Origin of the sequence: Bradyrhizobium barranii subsp. apii (genome assembly GCF_011516635.5) — a bacterium.
Classification (GTDB): domain Bacteria; phylum Pseudomonadota; class Alphaproteobacteria; order Rhizobiales; family Xanthobacteraceae; genus Bradyrhizobium; species Bradyrhizobium barranii.
Map to the genome: position 1 here is coordinate 424392 of NZ_CP096256.1, position 23216 is coordinate 447607.

At 63.2% G+C, this 23216-nt stretch carries 13 protein-coding genes and 10 pseudogenes; 10 read left to right on the forward strand and 13 right to left on the reverse strand.

Annotation, left to right across the window (positions count from 1 at the left end; all coding sequences use genetic code 11):
* Positions 1 to 34: 34 nt before the first annotated feature.
* Positions 35 to 6913, reverse strand: a pseudogene (locus HAP41_RS50490) (AMP-binding protein); the annotation flags it as partial.
* A gap of 63 nt (positions 6914 to 6976) precedes the next feature.
* Positions 6977 to 7186 (reverse strand): hypothetical protein, encoded by a 210-nt coding sequence (locus HAP41_RS48935; protein WP_166106928.1) that lies wholly within the window; start codon positions 7184 to 7186, stop codon positions 6977 to 6979.
* A 208-nt stretch (positions 7187 to 7394) separates the two neighbouring features.
* Here HAP41_RS48935 and HAP41_RS48940 point away from each other — a divergent pair.
* Together HAP41_RS48940 and HAP41_RS48945 are read left to right on the forward strand one after the other, a co-directional pair.
* A pseudogene (locus HAP41_RS48940) lies at positions 7395 to 7552 on the forward strand (IS481 family transposase); the annotation flags it as partial.
* Between the two features lie 6 nt (positions 7553 to 7558).
* A pseudogene (locus HAP41_RS48945) lies at positions 7559 to 7777 on the forward strand (IS5/IS1182 family transposase); the annotation flags it as partial.
* A gap of 314 nt (positions 7778 to 8091) precedes the next feature.
* Here HAP41_RS48945 and HAP41_RS48950 read toward each other — a convergent pair.
* The 4 genes and pseudogenes from HAP41_RS48950 to HAP41_RS48965 all read right to left on the reverse strand — a co-directional run.
* Positions 8092 to 8241: pseudogene (locus HAP41_RS48950) on the reverse strand (integrase core domain-containing protein); the annotation flags it as partial.
* Positions 8242 to 8604: 363 nt separating this feature from the next.
* The gene (locus HAP41_RS48955; protein ID WP_166106930.1) at positions 8605 to 9633 is read right to left on the reverse strand and encodes an IS110 family RNA-guided transposase; all 1029 of its coding nucleotides are present in this window, start codon (positions 9631 to 9633) and stop codon (positions 8605 to 8607) included.
* 75 nt (positions 9634 to 9708) lie between these two features.
* A complete protein-coding gene (locus tag HAP41_RS48960; RefSeq protein WP_166106932.1) occupies positions 9709 to 10413 on the reverse strand; it encodes a hypothetical protein in 705 nt (234 codons plus the stop codon).
* A 24-nt stretch (positions 10414 to 10437) separates the two neighbouring features.
* On the reverse strand, positions 10438 to 10680 hold the full coding sequence (locus tag HAP41_RS48965; protein WP_166106934.1) for a hypothetical protein: 243 nt from the start codon (positions 10678 to 10680) through the stop codon (positions 10438 to 10440).
* Positions 10681 to 10694: 14 nt separating this feature from the next.
* Here HAP41_RS48965 and HAP41_RS48970 point away from each other — a divergent pair, with 14 nt between their 5' ends.
* Positions 10695 to 11969, forward strand: coding sequence for an IS256 family transposase (locus HAP41_RS48970; RefSeq protein ID WP_166064748.1), 1275 nt, complete (start codon positions 10695 to 10697; stop codon positions 11967 to 11969).
* Here HAP41_RS48970 and HAP41_RS48975 read toward each other — a convergent pair.
* On the reverse strand, positions 11953 to 12363 hold the full coding sequence (locus HAP41_RS48975; RefSeq protein ID WP_166106936.1) for an integrase catalytic domain-containing protein: 411 nt from the start codon (positions 12361 to 12363) through the stop codon (positions 11953 to 11955). The two genes, HAP41_RS48970 and HAP41_RS48975, sit on opposite strands and share 17 nt — an antisense overlap.
* A 323-nt stretch (positions 12364 to 12686) precedes the next feature.
* Here HAP41_RS48975 and tnpA (HAP41_RS48980) point away from each other — a divergent pair, with 323 nt between their 5' ends.
* From tnpA (HAP41_RS48980) to tnpC (HAP41_RS48990), 3 genes and pseudogenes are all read left to right on the forward strand, one after another.
* On the forward strand, positions 12687 to 13052 hold the full coding sequence (tnpA, locus tag HAP41_RS48980) for an IS66-like element accessory protein TnpA (protein ID WP_166106938.1): 366 nt from the start codon (positions 12687 to 12689) through the stop codon (positions 13050 to 13052).
* A pseudogene (tnpB, locus tag HAP41_RS48985) lies at positions 13049 to 13356 on the forward strand (IS66 family insertion sequence element accessory protein TnpB). Before tnpA (HAP41_RS48980) ends, tnpB (HAP41_RS48985) begins: the two are co-directional and overlap by 4 nt.
* A 59-nt stretch (positions 13357 to 13415) precedes the next feature.
* Positions 13416 to 14804, forward strand: a pseudogene (tnpC, locus tag HAP41_RS48990) (IS66 family transposase); the annotation flags it as partial.
* Positions 14805 to 14834: 30 nt separating this feature from the next.
* Here tnpC (HAP41_RS48990) and HAP41_RS50985 read toward each other — a convergent pair.
* Positions 14835 to 15674: pseudogene (locus HAP41_RS50985) on the reverse strand (recombinase family protein); the annotation flags it as partial.
* Positions 15675 to 15847: 173 nt separating this feature from the next.
* Between HAP41_RS50985 and istA the strand changes: the two are divergent.
* The 3 genes and pseudogenes from istA to HAP41_RS49010 form a co-directional block, all read left to right on the forward strand.
* The gene (istA, locus tag HAP41_RS49000) at positions 15848 to 17389 is read left to right on the forward strand and encodes an IS21 family transposase (RefSeq protein ID WP_166063394.1); all 1542 of its coding nucleotides are present in this window, start codon (positions 15848 to 15850) and stop codon (positions 17387 to 17389) included.
* 16 nt (positions 17390 to 17405) lie between these two features.
* A complete protein-coding gene (istB, locus tag HAP41_RS49005) occupies positions 17406 to 18167 on the forward strand; it encodes an IS21-like element helper ATPase IstB (protein ID WP_166063422.1) in 762 nt (253 codons plus the stop codon).
* Positions 18168 to 18338: 171 nt separating this feature from the next.
* Positions 18339 to 18854, forward strand: a pseudogene (locus HAP41_RS49010) (hypothetical protein); the annotation flags it as partial.
* Between the two features lie 39 nt (positions 18855 to 18893).
* Here HAP41_RS49010 and HAP41_RS49015 read toward each other — a convergent pair.
* The 4 genes from HAP41_RS49015 to tnpA (HAP41_RS49030) are packed head-to-tail and all read right to left on the reverse strand — an operon-like array spanning position 18894 to position 21879.
* Positions 18894 to 19496, reverse strand: coding sequence for a plasmid pRiA4b ORF-3 family protein (locus HAP41_RS49015; protein ID WP_166055583.1), 603 nt, complete (start codon positions 19494 to 19496; stop codon positions 18894 to 18896).
* Positions 19493 to 21058 (reverse strand): IS66 family transposase, encoded by a 1566-nt coding sequence (gene tnpC, locus HAP41_RS49020; RefSeq protein ID WP_166055670.1) that lies wholly within the window; start codon positions 21056 to 21058, stop codon positions 19493 to 19495. Before tnpC (HAP41_RS49020) ends, HAP41_RS49015 begins: the two co-directional genes overlap by 4 nt.
* 51 nt (positions 21059 to 21109) lie before the next feature.
* On the reverse strand, positions 21110 to 21463 hold the full coding sequence (tnpB, locus tag HAP41_RS49025) for an IS66 family insertion sequence element accessory protein TnpB (protein WP_166065968.1): 354 nt from the start codon (positions 21461 to 21463) through the stop codon (positions 21110 to 21112).
* A complete protein-coding gene (gene tnpA / locus HAP41_RS49030) occupies positions 21457 to 21879 on the reverse strand; it encodes an IS66-like element accessory protein TnpA (protein WP_166055731.1) in 423 nt (140 codons plus the stop codon). Before tnpA (HAP41_RS49030) ends, tnpB (HAP41_RS49025) begins: the two co-directional genes overlap by 7 nt.
* A gap of 89 nt (positions 21880 to 21968) precedes the next feature.
* Between tnpA (HAP41_RS49030) and HAP41_RS49035 the strand changes: the two are divergent.
* Positions 21969 to 22232 (forward strand): annotated as a pseudogene (locus HAP41_RS49035) (hypothetical protein); the annotation flags it as partial.
* Here the strand turns inward: HAP41_RS49035 and HAP41_RS49040 are convergent.
* Positions 22163 to 22951 (reverse strand): annotated as a pseudogene (locus tag HAP41_RS49040) (ABC transporter transmembrane domain-containing protein); the annotation flags it as partial. The pseudogenes HAP41_RS49035 and HAP41_RS49040 overlap by 70 nt on opposite strands.
* Positions 22952 to 23216: the final 265 nt, after the last annotated feature.

The window sequence follows — 23216 nt, forward strand, 5'->3', positions numbered from 1 at the left end:
CGCGGCGTGATCGCCGTGCTGTGCTCGTCGATCAGGTTGGCGGGCACCGCCACCTCGCGATGGCTGCCAAGGCTTGCGGCCAGATCGCAAAGCACCGGTCTGGCGAACAGGGTGCGCACCTCCACCCCGAGCGACAGCCGCCGCAGCCGCTCCATCAGCTGCACCGCCAGCAGCGAGTGGCCACCGAGTTCGAAGAAGTTGTCGTGACGCCCGATGCGCTCGACACCGAGAAGCTCGGCCCAGATCCCGGCCAGCATCGTCTCGACCTCGCCGCGCGGCGCCTCATAGGCCGCCAGCGCATAGGCCGCATCGGCCGGCCCCGGCAGTGCCTTGCGGTCGAGCTTGCCGTTCACCGTCAGCGGCAGCGCCGCCAGCCGCACGAACGCCGCCGGCACCATGTAGTCCGGCAGCCGCGCGCTCAGATGCGCCCGCAGGGCGCCGGCAAGCCCGCCTCCATCGTCCTCGTCCGATCCTGCCTCGGACGCACATACCACATAGGCCACCAGCCGCTTCTCGCCGGCGCCATCCTGCTGCGCCACCACCACCGCCTCGCGCACCCAGGCGTGCTCGCAAAGCCGCGCCGCAATCTCGCCCGGCTCGATCCGGAAGCCGCGGATCTTCACCTGCTCGTCGTTGCGGCCCAAAAACTCCAGATTGCCGTCCGGAAGATAACGCCCCAGGTCGCCGGTCCGGTACAGCCGGTCGCCGTCCACAAACGGGCTGGCGATGAACCGCTCCGCCGTCAGCTCCGGACGGTTCAGATAGCCGCGCGCCACCCCTGCCCCGCCGATGTAAAGCTCACCCGCCGCTCCGAACGGAACCGGCGCACCATAAGCGTCCAGCAAGTACACCCGCGCGTTCGCGATCGGGCGACCGACATGTGGCACAGCGTTGTCGCTGAAGAGCCGTCCTGAGGTCGCCACGACCGTAGCTTCAGTAGGCCCATAGTTGTTGATTAGCTTCAGAGGCGACAGAGGCCCAGGCACACGCTGAAGACGATCCCCGCCAACAAGCAAGTACTCCAATCTGGAATTGATGAGCTTATCGTCCAGCGCGAGTGTAGCCAGTGGCGTGCTCAAGAAGGCAACGTCCAGCGATTGATCTCGCCACCATTGCAGCAGATGTAAGGAATCTGCAGCTGCCGCTCTGGGCGGCAGCTGCAATGTGCTGCGGTTACATAACGCAGACCATAGCTCCCAAGTGCTGGCATCGAATGCCACTCCAGCCGCGAGTGCGCAGCAGGCCTCTGGTTGCGGACAAAACGTTTGCACATGCCATGTGACAAGATTGACCAATCCCCGATGCTCGACCATGACGCCCTTTGGTGTGCCGGTTGAGCCGGAGGTGTAGATGACATAGGCGAGATGGCGTGAGGTGAGGCCGAGCGCGCGCGGGTCCGGATCGGTGGCCGGCAGCTCCGCCCAGGCCGGCGTCGCCGTCTCCAGATCCAGCACCGTCACGCCGGTGAGCCCGTCGCCGCCCAGCGCGGCGCGTCCGGCCGCATCGGCCAGCAGCGCGGCGGCGCCGCATCCTCGAGCACCTGCCGCAGCCGCGCGCTGGGATAGGCCGGGTCCAGCGGCAGATAGGCCCCTCCCGCCTTGAGGATCGCCAAGACGCCCACCACCATCGCCGGGCTGCGCTCCAGGCAGATCGCCACCGGCAGGTCCGGCTTGACCCCGAAGGCGATCAGATGATGCGCCAGGCGGTTGGCCCGCGCATTGAGCTCGCCATAGCTCAACCGCTCGTCCGCGCAGACCACCGCCACCGCCTCCGGCGCCTTTTGCACCTGCTGCTCGAACAGTTCGTGGATGCACCGCTGCGACGGATAGGCCGCCGCCGTCCGGTTCAGCTCCTCCAGCAGATAGCTGCGTTCAGCCGCCGGCAAGATGTCCAGCTCCCGCACCGGCCTGTCGGGAGCCTGCTCCAATGCATCTGCTAGCTGCTCGAGCGTGTGCTGCATGTAGCCGCAGACCCGATCCGCAGAGATTGGCTCCGCCACCTGCGCCGTCAGGCCGAGCGCCTCGCCAAAATCCTCCACCGATAGCGTCAACGGATAGTTGGTGCGCTCTTCCCCGCCCAGCCGTTCGATGCCGGCCAGGACATCATCCGTTCCTGAGCCGGACTTGGCCGCCGGCGTGTTGTGGCGGTAGTTCAGCAGCGCGCTGAACAGCGGCGCCGGCGCCGCAACGCCGCTGCAGCGTTGCGCCAGCGCCAGCGAGGCATGCTCATGCGCCAGCAGCTCGGAAAGCCGCGCATGCGTGGCCTGCACGCTCGCCTCGACACCGGCTCCGTCAAGGTCGAGCCGCACAGGCAGGGTGTTGATGAACAGGCCCATCGCACGGTCGGCGCCCGCACCCGCATGCATGCGGCCGAACAGCACCGTGCCGAACACCGCCTGCTCTCGGCCGCTGCTCAGCGCCACCACTTGCCCCCAGGCCAGATGGCACAGGCTCGCAAGGCTCACCCTGAGCCGCCGCGCCTGAGCGCGCAGTCGATCGTTGAGCGCCTGCGGAAGCATCCGATGCGCCTCGCCGATCCCGCTGCCGTCGCCATGCACCTCGCGAAGCCCGAACGGCAGCGTCGGCTCGTCGATGTCGCCCAGCATCTCCTGGAAGAACGCTTCATGCGCCTTGGCATCGATGCCAAGCCGCGCCTGCGCCACCAGATTGCGGAACGGCTGCGGTACAGCAAGCTCATGCCCGCGTCCCGCCAGCACGGCCCGCACCTCGGCATGCATCACTTCCAGCGTCGTGTGATCCCCTGTCAGATGATGCAGCAACTGCAGCAGCAGCCAGCGCCCGCTGCCCGGCTCGCGCGCGATCACGAAGCGCATCAAGGGCGCCCGGCCAAGATCGATGCGGTACTGACGCGGATCGAACCGCCGCTTCAGCTGCTCGCGACCGGAACCGCCATTCTCGTCCAGCTCGACCTCGAGCACATCCAAGGCCGCCTTGCGCCACACCACCTGCGCCGGGCTCGACAGGCCCTCCCAGACAAAGGCCGTGCGCAGAATGTCGTGGCGGTCCACCACCTCTTGAACCGCACCAAGATAGCCATCCAGCAGCCCACGCTTGGCAAACGCCATTTGACTGACCAGCAGATAGGGATCGCCCCGGCTGGCCAGAAGATGATGGAACAGAATGCCGTCCTGCAGCGGCGACAGGCCATAGATGTCCTGGATGTTGGCGACCCTGCCCGGCACCGTGGCGACGACCCGGTCGATCTCTTCCTGCGTCAGCTCGATCAGCGGCAGCATCCGCGGCGTGATCGCCGTGCTGTGCTCGTCGATCAGGTTGGCGGGCACCGCCACCTCGCGATGGCTGCCAAGGCTTGCGGCCAGATCGCAAAGCACCGGTCTGGCGAACAGGGTGCGCACCTCCACCCCGAGCGACAGCCGCCGCAGCCGCTCCATCAGCTGCACCGCCAGCAGCGAGTGGCCACCGAGTTCGAAGAAGTTGTCGTGACGCCCGATGCGCTCGACACCGAGAAGCTCGGCCCAGATCCCGGCCAGCATCGTCTCGACCTCGCCGCGCGGCGCCTCATAGGCCGCCAGCGCATAGGCCGCATCGGCCGGCCCCGGCAGTGCCTTGCGGTCGAGCTTGCCGTTCACCGTCAGCGGCAGCGCCGCCAGCCGCACGAACGCCGCCGGCACCATGTAGTCCGGCAGCCGCGCGCTCAGATGCGCCCGCAGGGCGCCGGCAAGCCCGCCTCCATCGTCCTCGTCCGATCCTGCCTCGGACGCACACACCACATAGGCCACCAGCCGCTTCTCGCCGGCGCCATCCTGCTGCGCCACCACCACCGCCTCGCGCACCCAGGCGTGCTCGCAAAGCCGTGCCGCGATCTCGCCCGGCTCGATCCGGAAGCCGCGGATCTTCACCTGCTCGTCGTTGCGGCCCAAAAACTCCAGATTGCCGTCCGGAAGATAACGCCCCAGGTCGCCGGTCCGGTACAGCCGGTCGCCGTCCACAAACGGGCTGGCGATGAACCGCTCCGCCGTCAGCTCCGGCCGGTTCAGATAGCCGCGCGCCACCCCCGCCCCGCCGATGTAAAGCTCACCCGCCGCTCCGAACGGAACCGGCGCACCATAAGCGTCCAGCAAGTACACCCGCGCGTTCGCGATCGGGCGACCGATCGGGATCGAGCTCAACTTATCGACGGCCTCAGATATTGCGAATGTGGTACTTCCAACCGTCGCTTCTGTCGGACCGTAATGATTGATCAGACGCACGGTCGGAAAACGCTCTTGCCAAAACTGTATATCCGCCGGGATTAAGGCTTCGCCTCCAAGCATGAGCACTCGTGTTGGAGCTGGTCCTTTATAGCCGTCAAACCGATTGGTCAGCGTGCTTAAATGCGAAGGCGTCAGCTTAATCAGATCATAGGTCTGAGCCTGCCCGACGGCCGCACACCAATCTATTGGGAAAGCCTGGTTTAGAATGCGGAGCTGGGTACCGGCCAGCAGTGGACCGAACACGGTCGTAATGGTGCCGTCAAAGCTGAACGACAGCAGCATCGGCGAACCGTTCAACGCTCCTTCGTAATGGCTGCGATCCGACCAATACAAATAGTTCACCAAACTTCCATGCTCGACCATGACGCCCTTTGGTGTGCCGGTTGAGCCGGAGGTGTAGATGACATAGGCGAGATGGCGTGAGGTGAGGCCGAGCGCGCGCGGGTCCGGATCGGTGGCCGGCAGCTCCGCCCAGGCCGGCGTCGCCGTCTCCAGATCCAGCACCGTCACGCCGGTGAGCCCGTCGCCGCCCAGCGCGGCGCGTCCGGCCGCATCGGCCAGCAGCAGCGGCGGCGCCGCATCCTCGAGCACCTGCCGCAGCCGCGCGCTGGGATAGGCCGGGTCCAGCGGCAGATAGGCCCCTCCCGCCTTGAGGATCGCCAAGACGCCCACCACCATCGCCGGGCTGCGCTCCAGGCAGATCGCCACCGGCAGGTCCGGCTTGACCCCGAAGGCGATCAGATGATGCGCCAGGCGGTTGGCCCGCGCATTGAGCTCGCCATAGCTCAACCGCTCGTCCGCGCAGACCACCGCCACCGCCTCCGGCGCCTTTTGCACCTGCTGCTCGAACAGTTCGTGGATGCACCGCTGCGACGGATAGGCCGCCGCCGTCCGGTTCAGCTCCTCCAGCAGATAGCTGCGTTCAGCCGCCGGCAGAATGTCGATGCGGCCGACCGGCCGCCCCGCATCGGCCATCACGCCATGCAACAAAGTTTGCAAATGCTGCGTCATGCGGTCGATCTGCTTCGGCGCTAATCGACTGGCATCAAAATGCCAGCGGAAGCTCCCATCCAAAGCGCAAACCTCAAAGGTCAGCAAATCGCCGCATAGGCCAGCTCTGTGGCTCGTCATCAGATCGCCAGCGACGGAACAGCTCTGTGTCATGATTCTGATGCCAACCGGCCAGGGCTGGTGCGACCGTAGAGCCTCCACACCTCGCAATGTCGGGCAGCGCGCGACAATATCCCGGGCAAAGCTAGCGTGTGCCCTCAGCTGGGCGCATTCGGCCGCTACGGTTTTGCGCACGTCTTCAAAGTCATGTGCAAGATCAATGGTCACTTCCATCGGAACGACAGAGGCGATCAACACCTCGATCGCTTTCGAGCCGGTTCGCCATCCATCCGGTTCACGCATCCATCCCAGTTGAAGCTCTGTTTCCCCGGTGATGCGGGCGAAATAGATAAGCCAAGCCGTTACCAAGGATTCCGAGCGATCGAGTGGGGACAGTTTAGCCAAAGCACTTGGACTGAACCACGAACTCGACTGCCATTGGTGCGGCGCCGTAGCTAGGAACGACGACACGAAAGGAGGATGCAATACTCTAAACTGCCCGAGCCGCTGTCGCCAAAAATCCTCCCAAGGCGCCAGCAACTCATGGGTGGCAGTTATGCTCCGCGCCTCCTCATCGCTCAAGATCGGAAGGCGACCACCTTCTTCCAGATTGGAGTGCCTAGCGAGGGCGCGCGCGTCCAACACCTGACCATCGGAGTTGCCAAAGCAAACATCAACATCCTGCGTACCCGTGGCCACACGCCAATGGCTGGAGTGGACTTCAAGCAGGGAACCTGCCGGAACGCCCGATTGTTGAGGCAACACCTCCACGCGCCTGACTGTGACAGCCTCATCGCCTACGAGCGCCTTGGGCAGACACAATGGATTGGGATGATATGGCCCAAAGCCTAGGGCCCGCGTCATCGCCGACAACTCTTGCGCGGATTGATCCCATCGCAGACAGCCTGCCGCATCTGGGCGTCGACGTCTCGGAAAGTAGCTCCGGCCCACCAGCGCCTGCGGGTAGGCAGTAAGCTTCCCGTTTTCGAGGCCAGTTAAGAGCTCGCGGAAGCCCTCAATCGCGGCTTCATAGCATTTAAGGTTCAGGGTCAGTGCCGTATCGGTGGGCGCAATCAGCACTTGGCGCTGAACCACGACGTCGCCGGTATCAACACCATCATCGATCCGATGCCACGTGATGGCATATTCGGTCTCTTGCGCCAGCAGCGCCCAAGACGTCGCGTGCGTTCCCGCGTATCGTGGCAATGGTCCGTCGTGGTAATTGAAAGCACCTCGATGCACTCGCCCAAACACGTCCGGTGGCAGTATGAACGGATTGGCAACGGAGAAAATCCAATCCATCGGCTCAGCCTTCAAAAAAGAAGAGAGCTCTTCAACGCTTGCTACAGACGGGATGTTCGAGCGAACGGCCCAATCGCGGAATACGCCGCCGGCACACAACGTCGCACCAATGACGTGGCCCATCTCAATTGCCAGCTGCGCGCATCTGATAGCGAGCGTACCACTGCCGACAATGACGGTAGGGGAGATCGATCGCGCTTCAGGTGGCCTGTTCTGATCGCCTGGTTGGCAGGCGCTCCCGCGCGCCGGAGATGCCCGATATGTCATCTTCACCGCTCCTGCAGTCCATCCATCAGCTGGGCATTCCCACCAGTCGCGCCACGTAGTGACTCAAACCAGCCACATTGGTTCGAATTTGCTCGGGATAACCGCGCCCACAGTCGCTTGCGCAGTATGGGGGAGGTATTGGCGGTGCCGAAATTCTTGCCCGCCGCGCAGATCTTCCACGTCGCGGGCAGACCCCGCGCCTTCAGATATCGTCTCCGGCAGAATCGCAGCTCCCACCTTAACCTGGTCTGAGTTTCCGGTGAGCGAGATCATCGGACGACTTCTCCTCAGTCAATGCGCCTTTATAGAGGAGACTAGGCATGTATCGTGCCAAAGGAGAAATCGTTCTCTGTCAGTATGCTAGCCCTAGCTGTTTAGTCCCACGCTTTGATGGTGCATTTTTGTCGCACGATTCGAAGGATGCGCTATGGGATAAGTTTTACATGGCTGCGCCAGTACGACGGAGGCAGTCCGTCGAGCAATACAAATAGTCAAGAGAACCTGAGAGGTCTCGCCAAGCGCTACGGGATCAATCAGAAGACTGTCGCGAAGTGGAAGCAGCGCGAGACCGTCGCCGATCGTTCGACAGGCCCCAAGGAAGTCAAGTCGACTGTCCTTTCCATCGAGGAAGAGGCGATCGCCGAAATCGTCAATCGCGGCGCGAAGCCAGTCATTCCAAACAAATCCAACAGGGTAACCCTCCACAGCTTCAGCAAGCGCGTCTACAAAGGGCGCAACGTTATCGAGCGCTGTTTCTGTCTGGTCAAAGGTTTCAGGCTTGTCGCAACTCGCTACGACAAACTTGCCAGAAATTTCTTGGCTGCCGTCCACCTTGCCGCCATCGTCGCTTATTGGATCAATTGAGTCTGAACCCCAACACTGCTATGTCACTTATTCGACCTCGCCGGATATCGTACACAATCGGCACAAGGCTTCTGGAAGCTCGCCTGATGTGTTCCGGGCAAAGAAAAGCGGAGCCTGGAACGTCAAAGTGATTTTTCCGGCCCGGCCCCACCGCCTTGTCGGGTGCGACTCTCCTGAAAGAGCTATGCGGGTCGCCGTTGCGCCCGCTCTCGGCAACCGCAACTGCATGGCGACATGAGAGGCCCGACCGGCTCCATTGGATTGGTCTCCAGCGGGACAGCGACAAGGCACTGCCAGAGCCGCGGTCCGAGCTGAGGCTCCAGGAGCCTTCGGTTGTTGAACCAATCGACCCATTCCAGGGTTGCGAACTCGACGGCCTCGAAGCTTCGCCACGGTCCGCGCCGATGGATCACCTCGGCCTTGTAGAGACCGTTGATGGTTTCGGCGAGAGCATTGTCGTAGGAATGTCAATCGGCCCTTTAATTGCGGTTTGTTGTCAAGCTTACATTTCTGAACTCGCCCACGGCACGGAGGTAGTGCTCGCGCCGTCGGAGCTGGTCCGGGTTGCGGAGACGGCGCGGGCGCGGCTGATACGTGCTTTGCCGGCCAGGCATTGGATCGCCGGGGCTGGTTGATGTCTTCGCTGGGGTCACGGTCCTTTCCGAGGTCGCGCAGCGCCTCATGATGATGTCCGGGTCGGGCGCCTCAACGTTTGCAGCGGAGTGCGGACGAGCCGCCACCAGCCGATTGACCGAGGTCGCCACAACACCGTCCCAGCGGGACATCGCCAGTCCGGCAGCCCGGACCAGGAACTTTACAAGATCGGATCAGGCTTCCTTCGCCTGGCCCCAGTCGAACGATGTGCCGTCGACCCAGATACAGTGAAGAACGATGGCGATTTTGCGCGCGATGGCGACCTTTGCCTTTCGCATGCCAATCCGATTGGCGAGCTTCATGCCCCAAGCCTTGAGAGAGGACCATTTCTTCGTTCGATAAAGCAGGACGGTCGCCGCCTCGTACAGGTACGTTCGGAGAAGACGGTCGCCCCATCGTGATATCTTGCCATTGATGTCAGTTTCACCAGACTGGTTTCGTCGGGGCGTAAGACCCAGATAGGCGCCGACGCTTGATGCCGATCGGAAGCGCGATGGGTCGTCGATCGTATGGCGGAAGGCCAAGGCGGTCACCACGCCGACACCAGGAACCGTCATCAGGCGGCGCGTCGTCTCATCCGACTTCGCCAACTGGCGGACTTCGTCGTCGAACTTGCTTTGCTGCTTGCAGATCTGCTCATGGATCGACAGAAGCGGCGCGATCACACCGAGGAGTTGATGATCTTCGCCCAATAGCTCGCAGACCTGATTGCGAAACTTCAGTCCGATCGCGCGTGGGAAGAGCAAGCCGTATTCTTTGATTAGACTGCGGACCTGGTTCTCGATATCTCGACGAATGGCCACGAGCCGAGATCTCGCGATGAGTATCGCGCGGATCTTCTGACTTTCCTCACTCTTGACTTTGACTTCTCGATACCAGCCAACCCGCACCAATTCGGCCAGACCTCGAGCATCATTCCGATCGCTCTTGTTCATGCGTACGGACAAAGCCGCGTGGGCATGCCGCGCGTCGATGCAGACCACCGGAAGATCAACCCTACGAAGTTCATGCCATAGCCAACTCGCCATCGCCCCGGTCTCAAATCCGATGCGCTCCGCCTGTGGCGCCCGCTTGCGAAGCAGTGCCGTGAGCGCCCCCGGGTCGGACTTGGCCTTTCCCTCGAACAAGACCTGACCCACTTCGTCGACCACACATACTGACGTTTCTCTTTGCGAGACATCCAGCCCAACATATTGCTTCATAGCCCCCTCCGATTCGCGAGATTGCGGGAAGGCTTGAAGATAGCGGACCTTTCGAGCCGCGGGCGCCGACCGCAATTACGTCATCGTGTCCAATTTTGGCTCGCGTATTGCCGCATTAGCGAATGTTACCCTCATGGCGCCATCGTACTGGTCGATACGACCTTGAAGGATTGGCCGCGCCAAGTGGCTTTTCCGGCTTGCTCGACGACCGGCTTGCTCGACGAGAGGGGCTGTGGGCGGGTCGGGCCCTACATAGCCCGGGCCGTCCACAGCCCCGGGCCATGGGGCAGCGGTTGTGGCGTCGTCGAGCGGGCCCTGGGCGACCAACCGTTCGGCAGCCCTTCGTCTGAGCGCCCTCAGCAGACGTTGCACAATCGAATGCTGTCTCTTTCCGAACTCCTCGGGGTGTTTCTCGCGCAGCCGGCCGACAATTGCGAGTGCCGTCAGCTGCGGCTGCTCTGCGAGCCACGCTTCGATCGCGGCAATATGCGGGTCGAGCTTGGACGGCATGCGAACTCTGGTCTTATAGGGTCGACGAGTTCGCCGGTGTGTAGCACGCGGCTCGCCGACCGTCACGCTCTTGCCGAGCGTCTTCGCGAACGTCGCTGCGGTCGCTGGCAGGATGCTAGTGTGAGCGGGTTGCGGGCCGCGCGCCTGTCCGGCACGACGATCGACGCGATTGCCTAGTTCCTCTTGGATCGCGCGAATCTCTGCCAACAGCGCGACCGGATCGAGCGAGCGATACTGATCGCGTAGCCGTTTCTTCACGGCCGCGGTCACCTTGGGATGCGCTAAGGCACGCTCTTAGGGCGTCGATGGGAGATGATAGCGCTTGATCACTTTAGCTCCTTCGCGACGCTTCTCCTTCAGCTTGAACGACGGTTGGAAGAAGTTGATGTCGCCCATCATACGCGCCGTCTCGACGCCATCGAAGCGGCCATAGCCCATGAGGCGGCGGACGAGGGGATGTCCCGGGTTCTGTTGAATTTCTGAAGAGGTCGGCGTTGCCCACCTTGAGCCGGTAGGCTCGGGGTGCTGATTCCACAAAGGAGAGCAACGCCATGACGAGAGATATCACACCGGCTGGTTGGCCGGCGACCGGGGCTGTGGAGAAATCATTTGCGGAAGTGCGAGCGAGCTTCGATCGGTTCTGCCTTGCGGCAGGAATCGAGGCGCTCGGCACGATGATGGAGGCGGATGTGACAGCGGCCTGCGGGCCGCGCCACGGTCGTGATGCGGCGCGGCGGGCGCACCGTTGGGGCCGAACGCGGGGGCGGATCGGTTTCCACGGCGGCAAGATCGAGGTCGATCGCCCGCGGGTCCGGGGCATGGACGGCCGCGAGGTCACGATCCCGAGCTGGGAAACGGCGGCGCAGGAGGACTGGCTCGGTCGCTGGGCGATGAACCTGATGCTGATCAATGTGTCGACGCGCCGGTTCGGCCGCGCCGTCCGGCTGCCCGAGGGTGACGTGCCGGCACCGCCCGGATCGGGGATTTCGAAGTCGGCGGCCTCGCGGAGGTTCGTGGCTCTGTCGGCGGCGCGGCTGGCCGACTTCATGGCTGCCGATCTGTCCGCGCTCGACCTTCTGGTGGTCCAAATCGACGGGCTGCATCTCGACGACGATCTCGTGCTGGTGGCCGCGATCGGGGTTGACGGCGAAGGCAACAAGCATCCGCTGGCGCTGGTGGAAGGGGCGACCGAGAATGCAGCAACGGTTCAGGCCCTGCTGGACAACCTGGTCTCGCGCGGGCTCGACCCGACGGTGCCAAGACTGTTCATCGCCGACGGCGCGAAGGCGTTGTCGAAGGCGATCCGCCGCACCTTCGGTTCGGCCGCTGCGATCCAGCGCTGCCAGATCCACAAGGCGCGCAACATCATGGAACGCCTGCCGAAAGAGCATCATGCGGCCACCCGCCGGGTGCTGCGCCAGGCCTGGGAGCTCGATGACGCCGACAAGGCTGAAAAATTGATCCGCAATCTCGCGCGTCGACTCGACCAGCAATGGCCCGGCGTTGCGGCCAGTATCCTCGAAGGCCTCGACGAAATCCTGACTGTCGTCCGGTTGAAGTTGCCGAAGGAGCTTCGCCGATCGCTCGCCTGTACCAATATCGCCGAGAACATGATGGGCACCATTCGCCGCGTCACGCGCAACGTTAAACGCTGGCGGGATGCCGGTATGGCCTTGCGATGGGTCGCGGCCGGTATGATCGAGGCCAACAAGGGCTTCCGACGATTGAAGGCGCATAAGCAATTGTCGGTTCTGCGTGCGGCCCTTCAAGCTCACCACGATCGCATGACAATCAAGTCCGTTGCCCACGTCACGAGGGCTGCGTAATATTCATTCCGGCAACGTCGACCCGACGTAGTTCAACAGCGATCGGGACATCCCCGCGGACGACGGCACCACTCTTCTGCTCGACAAACGCCTGATCATTCTTCTTGTAGGCGCGCGAGCGAGTTACTTCGAGCTTCTGTTCGCGACACCATGGCACGACGACATCGTTCATGAAGGCGCTGTCGTTGTCGAAGTCCACGCCGCGCAACAGCCAGGGGAATAGGCTCTGTGCGCGGTTGATCGCCTCGACGACGAGCGAACCTTCCCGCGTCAGCAACGGCAGGCACTCCGTCCAGCCGGTGGCGACATCGACCATCGTGAGGGTCTGGATGAACGAGCCAGCCACCGACGTGCCGCCATGGGCGACCATGTCGACCTCGCCGAAGCCGGGCACCGGGCTGTTCCAGTCAGCGAACGTGCGGATCGGGACCTCGCGCCTGATTGCCGAATAGAATCCGGCACGGCGCCGCCTGAACGCCGCTCGCCGCGATCTTCACATCGACGAGCAGGCGATCGATGGTGGCGGTCCATCCCCCGACGGAAATCGATCGGCTGCGTCGCGATCCAGATCGACAACCCAAGTCCTGCGTCGCGCCTAGCAATGGCGAGCTCCTGCTCCACGGCATCGCCTGGTGCGCAGTAAGCCCCCGGTGACGGCCGCCTTGCGTCGGCAGTGAGGCTTCGCGAAGCCATAGGACTAGTCCTGGAGCTAGTCCTATGGCCAAAGCGGAAGTGGAAGTGATCACGTCGGAGCGGCGACGGCGGCATTGGTCGCGGGCTGACAAGGAGCGGATCGTCGCTGCAGCGTTGCAGCCAGGCGCGACGATCCTGGGTGTGGCGCGTGCGTTCGGGGTGCATTCCAGCCAGGTGTTCCGCTGGCGCCAGCAGCTGTGCGGGAAGGAGACGCCGTCGCCCGGCTTTGCCGCGGTCACGATCGCCGCCGATCCGCACGTGGCAACCGCCCGCACGCAAGGGCTGATCGAGGTCGAGATCGGGGCCGAGACGAAGATCCGGATCAGCGGCTCGGCGGATCCCGCGATAGTGACGGCGTTGATCGCTGCACTCCGGGCGGGCTCGCGATGACGATCCCGATCCCCTCCGGCACCCAGGTCTGGCTGGCGACCGGCCATACCGATATGCGCAAGGGCTTCGATGGTCTGGCGCTGCTGGTCCAGGTGACGCTGAAGCGCGATCCGCATGGCGGCCATTTGTTCGTGTTCGCCAGGGCATGTGCCTGTTCGCCAAGCGGCTGGAGCGCGGCCGCTTCATCTGGCCACAGGCTGTGGACGGAGCGGTGACGATCACGCCGGCACAGCTCGGCTATCTGCTCGAAGGCATCGACTGGCGGCATCCGCAGCGGACGTGGCGCCCGGAAGCTGTTGGTTGAGCGCTTGAACGTAACGGCACTGATGCGTGCCGGGCGGAGCTGTGATTCCATCCTTGACGATGATCACAGCCGATTCGCTCCCTGATGATGTCGCGACGCTGAAGGCGCTGGTGCTCGCCGGCCAGGCGGCGCAGCTCGCAGCGGAATCCAAGGCACGCAATCTCGAAGCCGAGGTCCGCGCCCGCACGCTGCTGATCGAGCAGATGAAGTTCACGATCGCCAAGCTCAAGCACGAACAGCACGGTCAATCCTCCGAGCGCGCCTCGGTGCTCGAGCAGCTCGAGCTCGAACTTGCCGACCTCGAGGAGGATGCATCGGAAGCCGAAGCCGATGCGCAGCTGGCAGCCGAACGCGCCAAGGCCGCGAAGATAGACGTGCAGCCATTCGAGCGGCGGCGTCCGGCGCGGCGGCCGCTGCCCGAGGACCTGCCGCGGGAGCGCATCGTGCATCCTGCATCGGCCCATTGCCCGTGTTGCGGCGGCGACAGGCTGCGCAAGATCGGCGAGGACGTGACCGAGACGCTGGAACTCGTACCGCGGCAGTGGAAGGTGATCCAGCATGTCCGTGAGAAGTTCTCCTGCCGCGCCTGCGAGGCGATCAGCCAGCCGCCTGCGCCGTTCCATCCGATCTCGCGCGGGCGCGCTGGACCGCGTCTGCTCGCGCACATCCTGTTCGCCAAATACGGATTGCACCTGCCCCTCAACCGGCAGAGCACGACGTATGCGCATGAAGGTGTGATGCTGGACGTCTCCACGCTGGCCGACTGGGTCGGCGCGGCGGCGGCGACATTGATGCCGCTGGTCGAGGCGATCAAGGCGCATGTCCTCGCTGCCGAGCGCATCCATGCCGACGACACCACGGTGCCGGTTCTGGCCAAGGGCAAGGCGCGCACGGGGCGCGTATGGGTCTATGTGCGGGACGATCGTCCCTTCGCTGGCCACGCGCCGCCGGCCGCCGTGTTCTTCTACTCGCCCGACCGCTCCGGCACCCATCCAGAGGCGCATCTTGCGACCTATGCCGGACCGATGCAGGCGGATGCCTATGCCGGCTTCAACCGTCTTTACGAGACGTCGCGCAAGCCTGGCCCGGTCATCGAGGTCGGCTGCTGGGCGCATGCACGGCGCAAGTTCTTCGAGATCGCGCGGCTGAAGAAGGCGCCGATCGCGATCGAGGCCGTCAAGCAGATCGATGCGCTGTTCGCGATCGAGCGCGAGATCAATGGTCTGCCGCCGCACGAGCGCAAAGCCGCGCGCCATGCGCGCAGCCGCCCGCTGGTCGATGAGCTTCATACCTTCCTGCGCGAGCGCCGCGCCAAGCTCTCCGGCAAGAGCGAGACCGCCAAGGCGATCGACTACAGCCTCAAGCGCTGGGACGTGTTCACGCGCTTCATCGACGATGGCCGGCTGTGCATGACCAACAACGCCGCCGAACGCGAGCTGCGCGCCGTGGCAAGCCTTGAGTCATTGTGCGCCCCTTCTTTAAGTGCTTGTAAACATTGGAAGCGTGTCCGCGTCAATTTCGCGAGACGGGCGACCCTTTCGGGCAATCGCTGTTTTGACCGTCTCGGACGCCAAATCGGCAGCTCGAATCTGACAAGGCGCTCGCGGAACAACCTGCACAGCAGGAAGAACGCCGCTGGAGACAAGGCGGCGGATCATATGACTTGAGACACCGAGCGCTTTTGCGGCCTCGATCTGCGTAAGCCATTCGCCGTTTTTTTCCGCTGAACGGTAGGCATGGATGCCACGCACACGGCGAATAGAGCTGACCCGATGTGCTGTCCAGGTCTTACCCATGCCGGTGGGCAAGCCCATCCGATTGAGCGTGGCGGCGATGTGCTCGTCAGACCAGCGCCCGGCCATGCTGCGGATAACAGCCAAGGCATCTTCCGCCGTGGAGGAACCGTGTTCACCGGAGCGCGGCTTGCGGATCCGAAGCTCGGAGTGCTGCCCACCCTGCCAATGGATCGTGAGCACAACGTCGCGTACCGCATCGTCGACGTCCGCGATGATGTCGACAATCAAGGCTCGCAGCAGCTGCTGGCGCGCGCGCATCGTCACATCAGGGGATTTCCAGGCTACGGACAGGTTATCCGCCAGATCGGCAAAGGTGCCGGGATCGACCGCGTGGCCGGATGACTGATGGTCATTCTGGCGATTTTCCAGCTCACGCACACGGCGCAAAGCGTACTCCCAGTTCTTCTCCAACTGCGCAGCGATCAGGCGATTATCGGGGTCACAGGCGGCGTAGCGACGCTCAGCAAGCGTGGCATCGTACCGGGCTTGCTGGAGTTCCAGATCAAAGATCCGGCGCTTGTCTGCATGTTTCGCGGGATCGTGAGCACGGATTTCAGGGGATCGTGAGCAGAGATTTCAGACGATCGTGAGCACGGATTTCGCGGGATCGTGAGCAGCTTTTCAGCAACTCAGCCCGCTTCGGCCGACAACTCAACCGGCTTAGGAACTGCCTCGTCAGTGAACGAGGAAGGCCGATGCCCACCCAGAGATTGTCGATGCGCCGGATCAAAGAGGTTCTCCGCTTAAAACATGTTCAAGGCTTGCCGGAGCGAGCCATCGCGCGCACCTTGGGCATCAGCAACGGCGCCGTGCACAGCTATCTACGCCGAGCCGGGGCTGCCGGGCTGAAGTGGCCGTTGCCGGCCGGAATGAGCGACGAGGACCTGGAGCTGCTGCTTTTCCCGGCGCCGAGGCCTGCGTCGCAGAGCCCCCAGCGGGCCGTTCCCGACTGGGGCTATGTCGACAAGGAGCTGCGCCGACGCAACGTGACCCGTCGGCTGCTGTGGGACGAGTATCGCGCCACCCATCCCGATGGCTTCGGCTACACCTGGTTCTGCACGACGTACGAGGCCTGGAAGGGGCGAGCCCGGCCTTCGATGCGGCAGACGCATCTGGGCGGCGAGAAGGTTTTCGTGGATTTCGCCGGCGACACCATCGACGTCATCGATCCCTCAAACGGGGAAGTGCAGTCGATGAAGCTGTTCGTCGCGGCGATGGGCGCCTCCAACTATACCTATGCCGAGGCCTGTCCAAGCGAGGGGCTCGCCGACTGGATCCGGGTCCACATCAATCTTTTCGCCTTCCTCGGCGGCGTGCCGACATTCGTAGTCTGCGACAATCTCAAGGCCGCCGTCACCAATCCCGACCGCCACGATCCCGGCCTCAACCGAACCTATGCCGAGATGGCGAGCCATTACGGCACGGCCATTCTCGCAGCCCGGCCGCGGCGCCCAAAAGATAAGGCAAAGGTCGAAGTTGCGGTGCAAGTCGCCCAGCGATGGATTCTGGCGCGGCTGCGCAACCAACGCTTCTTTTCGTTGGCGGAGCTGAACGCAGCCATCAAAACACTCGTCGTCGAACTCAATGCAAGGCAGATGCGCGACTTTGGCGCCAGTCGCGCCGAACTGTTCGCCGAGCTCGACAAGCCCAAGCTTACAAAGCTGCCGGACCAGGCTTACGCTTTCGCACGCTGGAAGCGATGCCGGATCGGCCCCGACTATCATATCGAGATCGATGGACACTGGTATTCCGCGCCGTATCGGCTCATCCGTGAGCTTGTCGACGCACGCATCGATGACAGAACGGTCGAGATCTTCCACAACGGCCGCAGGATCGCCAGCCACGCCCGCGCGCCCAACCGGCGGGGCCACACCACCATCGCCGACCATATGCCCAGCGCCCATCGGCGCTACGGTCAATGGACGCCCGCCGGAGTGATCGTCGCCGGCGAGCGGATCGGTCCGTCGACCGCCGCCTTCTTCCAGGCCGTGATCGCGGCCCGGCCGCATCCCGAGCAAGGCTTTCGCACCTGCCTCGGCATTCTGTCACTGGTCAAAAGCTACAGCGCGGAGCGCGTCGAAGCGGCCTGCCGGCGCGGCATTCTGATCAAGGCGCGATCCGTCGCCTCGATCCGCTCCATCCTCCAGAACGGTCTGGATCGTACCTTTCTCGACGAGCCCTCCGAACACCAACCCCTGCGCCACGGCAACATCCGCGGCCGCGATTATTTTCACTGAAGCCAAGGAGACCTGTATGCTCAACCATCCCACCCACGAACGCCTGATCGAGCTCGGCTTGAGCGGCATGGCCAAGGCCTTCGAGGAGCAGCGACGATCGCCTGATCTCGAAGCCTTGCCGTTCGAAGATCGCATCGGCCTGCTGGTCGACCGGGAAGCGGCGGAACGCGACACCAGGCGGCTCACCACGCGCCTCAAGCTGGCCTCGCTCCGCCAGAATGCCTGCGTGGAGGACGTCGATTTGCGCACGCCGCGGGGTATCGACCGGGCCGTCTTCGCCAAGCTCGCCAGCGGCGACTGGATCGATCGCCACGAGAATTTGCTCATAACCGGGGCGACCGGATTGGGCAAAAGTTGGTTAGCCTGTGCCCTCGGCCACAAGGCCTGCCGAGATAATCGCTCGGTCCTCTATCACCGCGTCCCAAGATTGTTCGAAGCGTTGGGGCTCGCGCGGGGCGATGGACGTTATGCCCGCTTGCTCAAAACCCTTGGCCGCGCCCAGGTTCTGATTTTGGATGATTGGGGATTGTCGGTGCTCACCGCTGCCGAGCGGCGCGATCTACTGGAAATCCTTGACGATCGCCATGGCCGCTCCTCCACCATCGTAACCAGCCAACTCCCTGTGGACACATGGCACGAAGTTATCGGAGATCCCACGCTAGGCGACGCGATTCTGGATCGCCTCGTCCACAACGCTCACCGCCTCCAGCTTGCTGGCGAAAGCATGCGAAAACGCAACGCCAAAACCATCACCCTTGACGAGCAGCCAGAACGCTGACCCTATCACCGCCTCGGCCGGAGCGAGGCTGCTCACGATCGTCTGAATTCGGCGCTCATGATCGCGCGAAATCGCTGCTCACGATCACTGAAATATGCAGAAATCGCGGCAATCCCGCTAAAAGCGCGCGGCCCTCGCGGCGTGTGAGGCGGCTTTTATGGTCAATAGTCGATGAACGCCTCCCCTCTCCGTCTCCCTGACGCTGGTTCAATCGAGGCCGTCCTCGCAGACCTCGATCCGGCCTCGGCTGACGACAACCTCGTCCCAGCGCTCGCCCACGCCTTCGAAGGTTTTTAGTTCAGCGTCGCGCGCATCGACGATGACTACTGGCGCGACACCCGTTCGGTATTTCGACCGGATGGCACGCGGATTGGCGAACTGCGGCCCTGGATGACGGCGGAGTTCGCCAAGGACGGCGGCGCCATCGATGCGCTTTGGCGCCGCCTGAAAGAGACGGACCTGCAGATCACCGAGTGGCGCGGCACCAGCGCGTTTGTCTTCGCACCGACCGGGCCAGGCGCAGCCGACTATGTTCAGATCTCGCTCGGGCGAGAAATCGAATGGCGAGCCGGCCCGATCGTCAATCCGAACTACCGCCCGTTTGGCCAAGAGGAACTGCTCGATCCGAGCTGGCCCCGCACTGATCAGCCGCCTCAGTTGGATCGCCTGGCCGGTCCGGTCTATCGTAAGCGTAGCTCTGCGGCCCTTTTGAATGGCGCTTGACGCCTATTTTGTTCGCGTGGCGCGTCGCCGCGGCTTCCTTGTGTCGGACAACGCGTTGACGGCGGCTTCGAGTGCCTTCCGGTCGACGACGTTGGGATCGAACCGCTCCGGGCCCCAGAGGCGCATGTGTCCGTGCTCGGGATGGGCGGGGTCGCTGATGGCGGCGAGGTATTCGGCATAGCCTGGCGCACCGCCGACGTCTTCCGGAGGACAACGACCGGCGGCCTCGAGCAGGAAGGGAAGCCCCTCCGTCGTGGTGTTCTCGAACCATTTTTCGAGCTTGATCACATGGTCCCAGCTGTCGCCGAAGTCATAGAGATAGTGGATCGTCTTGGCGCCGGTCTCGCGAACGATATCGCACAGCCGCGCTTTGCGGGCATCCATGGGCTGGTGACCGTAATCATTGTCGGGGTCGGGAATCCCCCAATGTGCCTCACCAGCAAAGAACTCGAAGAGGTGACTGTTCGTCCAGCCGAATGCCTCCTGAAGCGTCAGATGCAGCCGATCAAGGCGCAGGGTGACGGGTACGACAAGGCGACGCATCACCTCCGGCTTCACATCCTTGAGGGTCACCTTGATCCGGACCGCGGTCGTGTTCAGGCTCATGCCGCCAGCCTCGGATCGCGTGTATGCATCGTATAGGTCGACGCCCAGGGAAGCAGTTCGTCCAGTCGCGCTGCAGGCCAACCATTGACGAGCTTGGCGAGAACGTCAGCGAGCCAGTGCTCGGCACTGACGCCATTGAGCTTACAGGTCTCAATGAGCGAAGCCAGCAATGCCCAATTCCCGGCGCCTTCGTCGCAACCGGCAAAAAGAGAGTTCTTGGCGTTGAGCTTGATCGGTCGCATCGCACGCTCGACAGCATTCGTGTCCATTTCGATGCGCCCATCATCAAGATAGAGCGTCAGGCCGTCCCAATGACGTAGTGCATAGCGCAAAGCCTTCGCCGTGTCGCTCTTCTGCGCAAGGTGATCGAGCTTGGCCTCAAACCACTGCTTCAAGGCTGCAACCAGAGGCCGGGTATGCGCTTGTCGGCCAGCACGGCGCTCGTCCGCAGATCGGCCGCGGAGGGCCTTCTCGACCGCGTAAAGCTGGGCGATGCGCTCAAGAGCCTCGCGGGCAACCGGAGCTGGCGCAGGCGCAGCCTCCCGCTCGATCTTCACAAACTGGCGCCGCAGATGCGACCAGCAGAAGGCGAGCGTCCCGGACAGGGCGTCCGCACGCGTCTCTCGGGTCATGGTCTTGTAAGCCTGATAGCCGTCGCAGTGGATGATGCCGCGATAGCCCTCCAGCAGCCGCAAGCCATGAACGGCGCCGCGGCCCGGTGCATAGGCATAGACTACCCCAGGCGGATCAGGTCCGGCCCAAGGCCTGTCATCGCGTGACAGCGCCCAGAAGTAGCCGGTTTTTGTTCTGCCGCGCCCCGGATCCAGCACCGGCGCCGGGGTCTCATCGACACAGAGCTTCGAGGAGGCGAGCAGAAGCTGGCGCAGACGATGCCACACGGGCTTCAATTCCTGGGCGGCATAGCCGACCCAGAAGGCGAGCGTGGAACGATCCAGCGCTATTCCGTGCGTCGCCAGCATCTGCGCCTGGCGGTAAAGCGGCAAATGCCAGTGATACTTGGCATCGATCACATGCGCGACCAGCCGCTCGGTGGGCAATCCTCCCCTGATCAATCGCTCGGGAGCCGCGTGCTGCAGGACGACGCCATGACAGGCGCGGCAGGCCAGCTTGGGACGGCGGGTGATGATGACGCGATACTGCGCCGGAACGACGTCGAGCCTCTGGCTCTCATCCTGACCAATCTCGAAGAGGTTGCCCTTACAAGACGGGCAGCAGCTCTCGGCCGGCATCATAGTCTCGATGACGCGCGGCAAATGCTCCGGCAGCTGACCACGGTTGGCTCTGCGCGCGGCAGCTCTCTTCTCGCCTGTTTTGGGATTGGCACGATTCTCGGCGGCTTCGAGAGCCGCAACGGCCTGATCGATATCCTCCAGAACAAGCTGCAGCTGATCAGCGTCCAGCTTTTCCGAGGACCGACCGAACTGCGCATCTTTCGCAAGCTTGAGCAACCGCTCGAGCCGGGCGCAGCGATCCAGCAGAGCCGCGGCAAAGGCACGCAACTCGGCTGGATCGCTCGGTAGCTCATCAGGCAAATCACTCATTGGCCCGAGCTTGCCATGCTTCGCGTCACGATGCAGCGATGATTTGCATTTTTACGCAAGCGCTTTCGGCTGCGGGATCCGAGGCGCGTGCATGCGCGTCCAATCCATGCCGGCCAGCAGTGCTGACAGCTGGGCCCCATTCATCCGCATCACACCGGCCACGATGGGTGGCCATTTGAAGCCGCTGCCATCGAGCCGCTTCCAGTACATCACAAGGCCGCTGCCATCCCAGACGACGATCTTCACCCGATCGGCGCGCTTCGCACGGAACACCACCGCCACGCCCTTCATCGGGTCATGGCCCAGCGTATCCTTCGCCAGCAGCGCCAAGCCCTCTGCACCCTTCCTGAAGTCCACAGGTTGCGTCGCCACGTAGATCATGAGGCTCGCCGGCATCGTCAGCATGAACGTGTCCGTCGCAGCGCAATGAACACATCGCTCAACGCAGCAAGGCCAGGCGCCCCGCGCACCTCCACGCGCGCGCCCTGGAACTCAACCGTAACAATGGCTGCTTCCGGCGAACCGGAGGGCTCTGCGGCCGCAGGCAACGCTAATTCCGACACCACCGGCACGAACGACAGCGTGTCCGCCGACGCCGGCAATACCAACTGGCCCAAACGCGCCCGGCGCCGCCAATCATGCACCTGCTGGGGCCGGCAGCCATGGCGACGAGCGACGTCTGTTACAACCGCCCCCGGTTCGAGGCTTTCCGCCGCAATCTGCGCCTTCAAATCATCCGGCCAGCGCTTTCGACCTGCGCCAGCGAACACTTCAATACGCGGTGACAACGGTCGTCTTATGTCGTCAGAATGGTCGTCCATTGTGAGCACCCTTCCAGAAGATGACTCTTCTAACGGTGCTCTCAAGACTCCGCACAAACAATCAGACGGGCCTCGGCGCTACGCTTACGGTCTATCGCCTTCTCGGCCGAGCTGGCGGCGCGGTGATCCACGTTCGCAGTTTTCTCGATCGTTGCGGCCGCATCGAACGCGAGAAACGCGAAGCCAAGCGGCCCGAGATGGAGGGGCGTGTCATTCGCGAACTCGGACCTTGGGGGACGCGCGAAACCCCGTTTCTCGAGGCGGTCCCGGACTGGTTCGACTACGTGCCTCGGGAGCTACGGTTCTTTCGGGATTGGGAGGACTCGAGCGCCAGGCCGCATCGCGTCTTCGCGAGGCGCTCGTTTTCCCGTTGTTCGGCTGCGAAGCCTTTGACCACCGGGTTGCAACTGATCGCGTCGGCGAGCGCGCCGCCAAGCCTGCTATCCCAGCTGTTCGCAAGGCTCGCCGGCGGCGCGATATATTCGAGTGTTAGCGTGATCGTCAATCCGACATAGGCGAGAGAGCCGCAGGCAGTGATCAGGCCCATCATCGGCCAGTGCCAGCCGAGCAGCACGGCCGAACCGATGAGCATGATGAGCGAGGGGAACAACGCGATAAGGATCGTGCTGTTCAATAGGTCGAGCGCGCCCATGCCGCGCGTGATCTGGCGTACCGTCGAGCCGGCGAAACTGTTGGCATGCCAGTCGGTCGAAAAGCGCTGGACCCGATCGAATGCTTCGCTCGAGATGTCGCACAACATCTTCAGCGTCAGTTCGATGATGCAGGTGAAGGCAACGTGACGCATAACGATGGCGCCAAGTGCGAGGCCAATCAGCATAGAGAAGGCGGCAAGCGCGGCCTGCCATGCGACGTCCTGCGTTGCAGCTCCGTCGGCAACTGCGTCGACCAGCCGGCCCGTATAGAGCGGCGTCAGCACGTCAGCCAACGTGCAGGCGAACATCGAGATCATGATGGTCGCGACCCGGGCCGGCTGCCAGCTCCAGTGGCGGCCGGTGAAGGCGAGAACGTTGAGAAAACCGTCGACCGGCGGGCCAATATGGAAACGGCTCATGGTCTATACAATCGCATCCACGCGATCGGTCCCAAGAAAGCTGAAATGGAAACTCCGCGCAACGACGTGACCATATGTTGGTTCGTTCTTCGCGTCGATTGCGAAATCGCCACGGGATCGACCAGCTCCGCCGATCTCCGTTGCTCCGCCCGCGTCACTTGCCGTACCAATCTCCGACACTCGGCTGGATAAAAGTTCGGTGTGGGCCATCGTAAACCGACGCAAGTACGGCAACGCCAGCGTTGACTTCCACCTTCGAAAACAT

What these genes read in the sequence shown, in the direction of transcription:
- HAP41_RS48935 (WP_166106928.1), bottom strand. Translation starts at nt 7,186, where the DNA reads ATGATCTCGCTCACCGGAAACTCAGACCAGGTTAAGGTGGGAGCTGCG.
- HAP41_RS48955 (WP_166106930.1), bottom strand. Translation starts at nt 9,633, where the DNA reads ATGAAGCAATATGTTGGGCTGGATGTCTCGCAAAGAGAAACGTCAGTA.
- istA (WP_166063394.1), top strand. Translation starts at nt 15,848, where the DNA reads ATGCCCACCCAGAGATTGTCGATGCGCCGGATCAAAGAGGTTCTCCGC.
- tnpB (WP_166065968.1), bottom strand. Translation starts at nt 21,463, where the DNA reads ATGCTGACGATGCCGGCGAGCCTCATGATCTACGTGGCGACGCAACCT.
- tnpA (WP_166106938.1), top strand. Translation starts at nt 12,687, where the DNA reads ATGGCCAAAGCGGAAGTGGAAGTGATCACGTCGGAGCGGCGACGGCGG.
- HAP41_RS48970 (WP_166064748.1), top strand. Translation starts at nt 10,695, where the DNA reads ATGACGAGAGATATCACACCGGCTGGTTGGCCGGCGACCGGGGCTGTG.
- tnpA (WP_166055731.1), bottom strand. Translation starts at nt 21,879, where the DNA reads ATGGACGACCATTCTGACGACATAAGACGACCGTTGTCACCGCGTATT.
- istB (WP_166063422.1), top strand. Translation starts at nt 17,406, where the DNA reads ATGCTCAACCATCCCACCCACGAACGCCTGATCGAGCTCGGCTTGAGC.
- HAP41_RS49015 (WP_166055583.1), bottom strand. Translation starts at nt 19,496, where the DNA reads ATGAGCCTGAACACGACCGCGGTCCGGATCAAGGTGACCCTCAAGGAT.
- tnpC (WP_166055670.1), bottom strand. Translation starts at nt 21,058, where the DNA reads ATGAGTGATTTGCCTGATGAGCTACCGAGCGATCCAGCCGAGTTGCGT.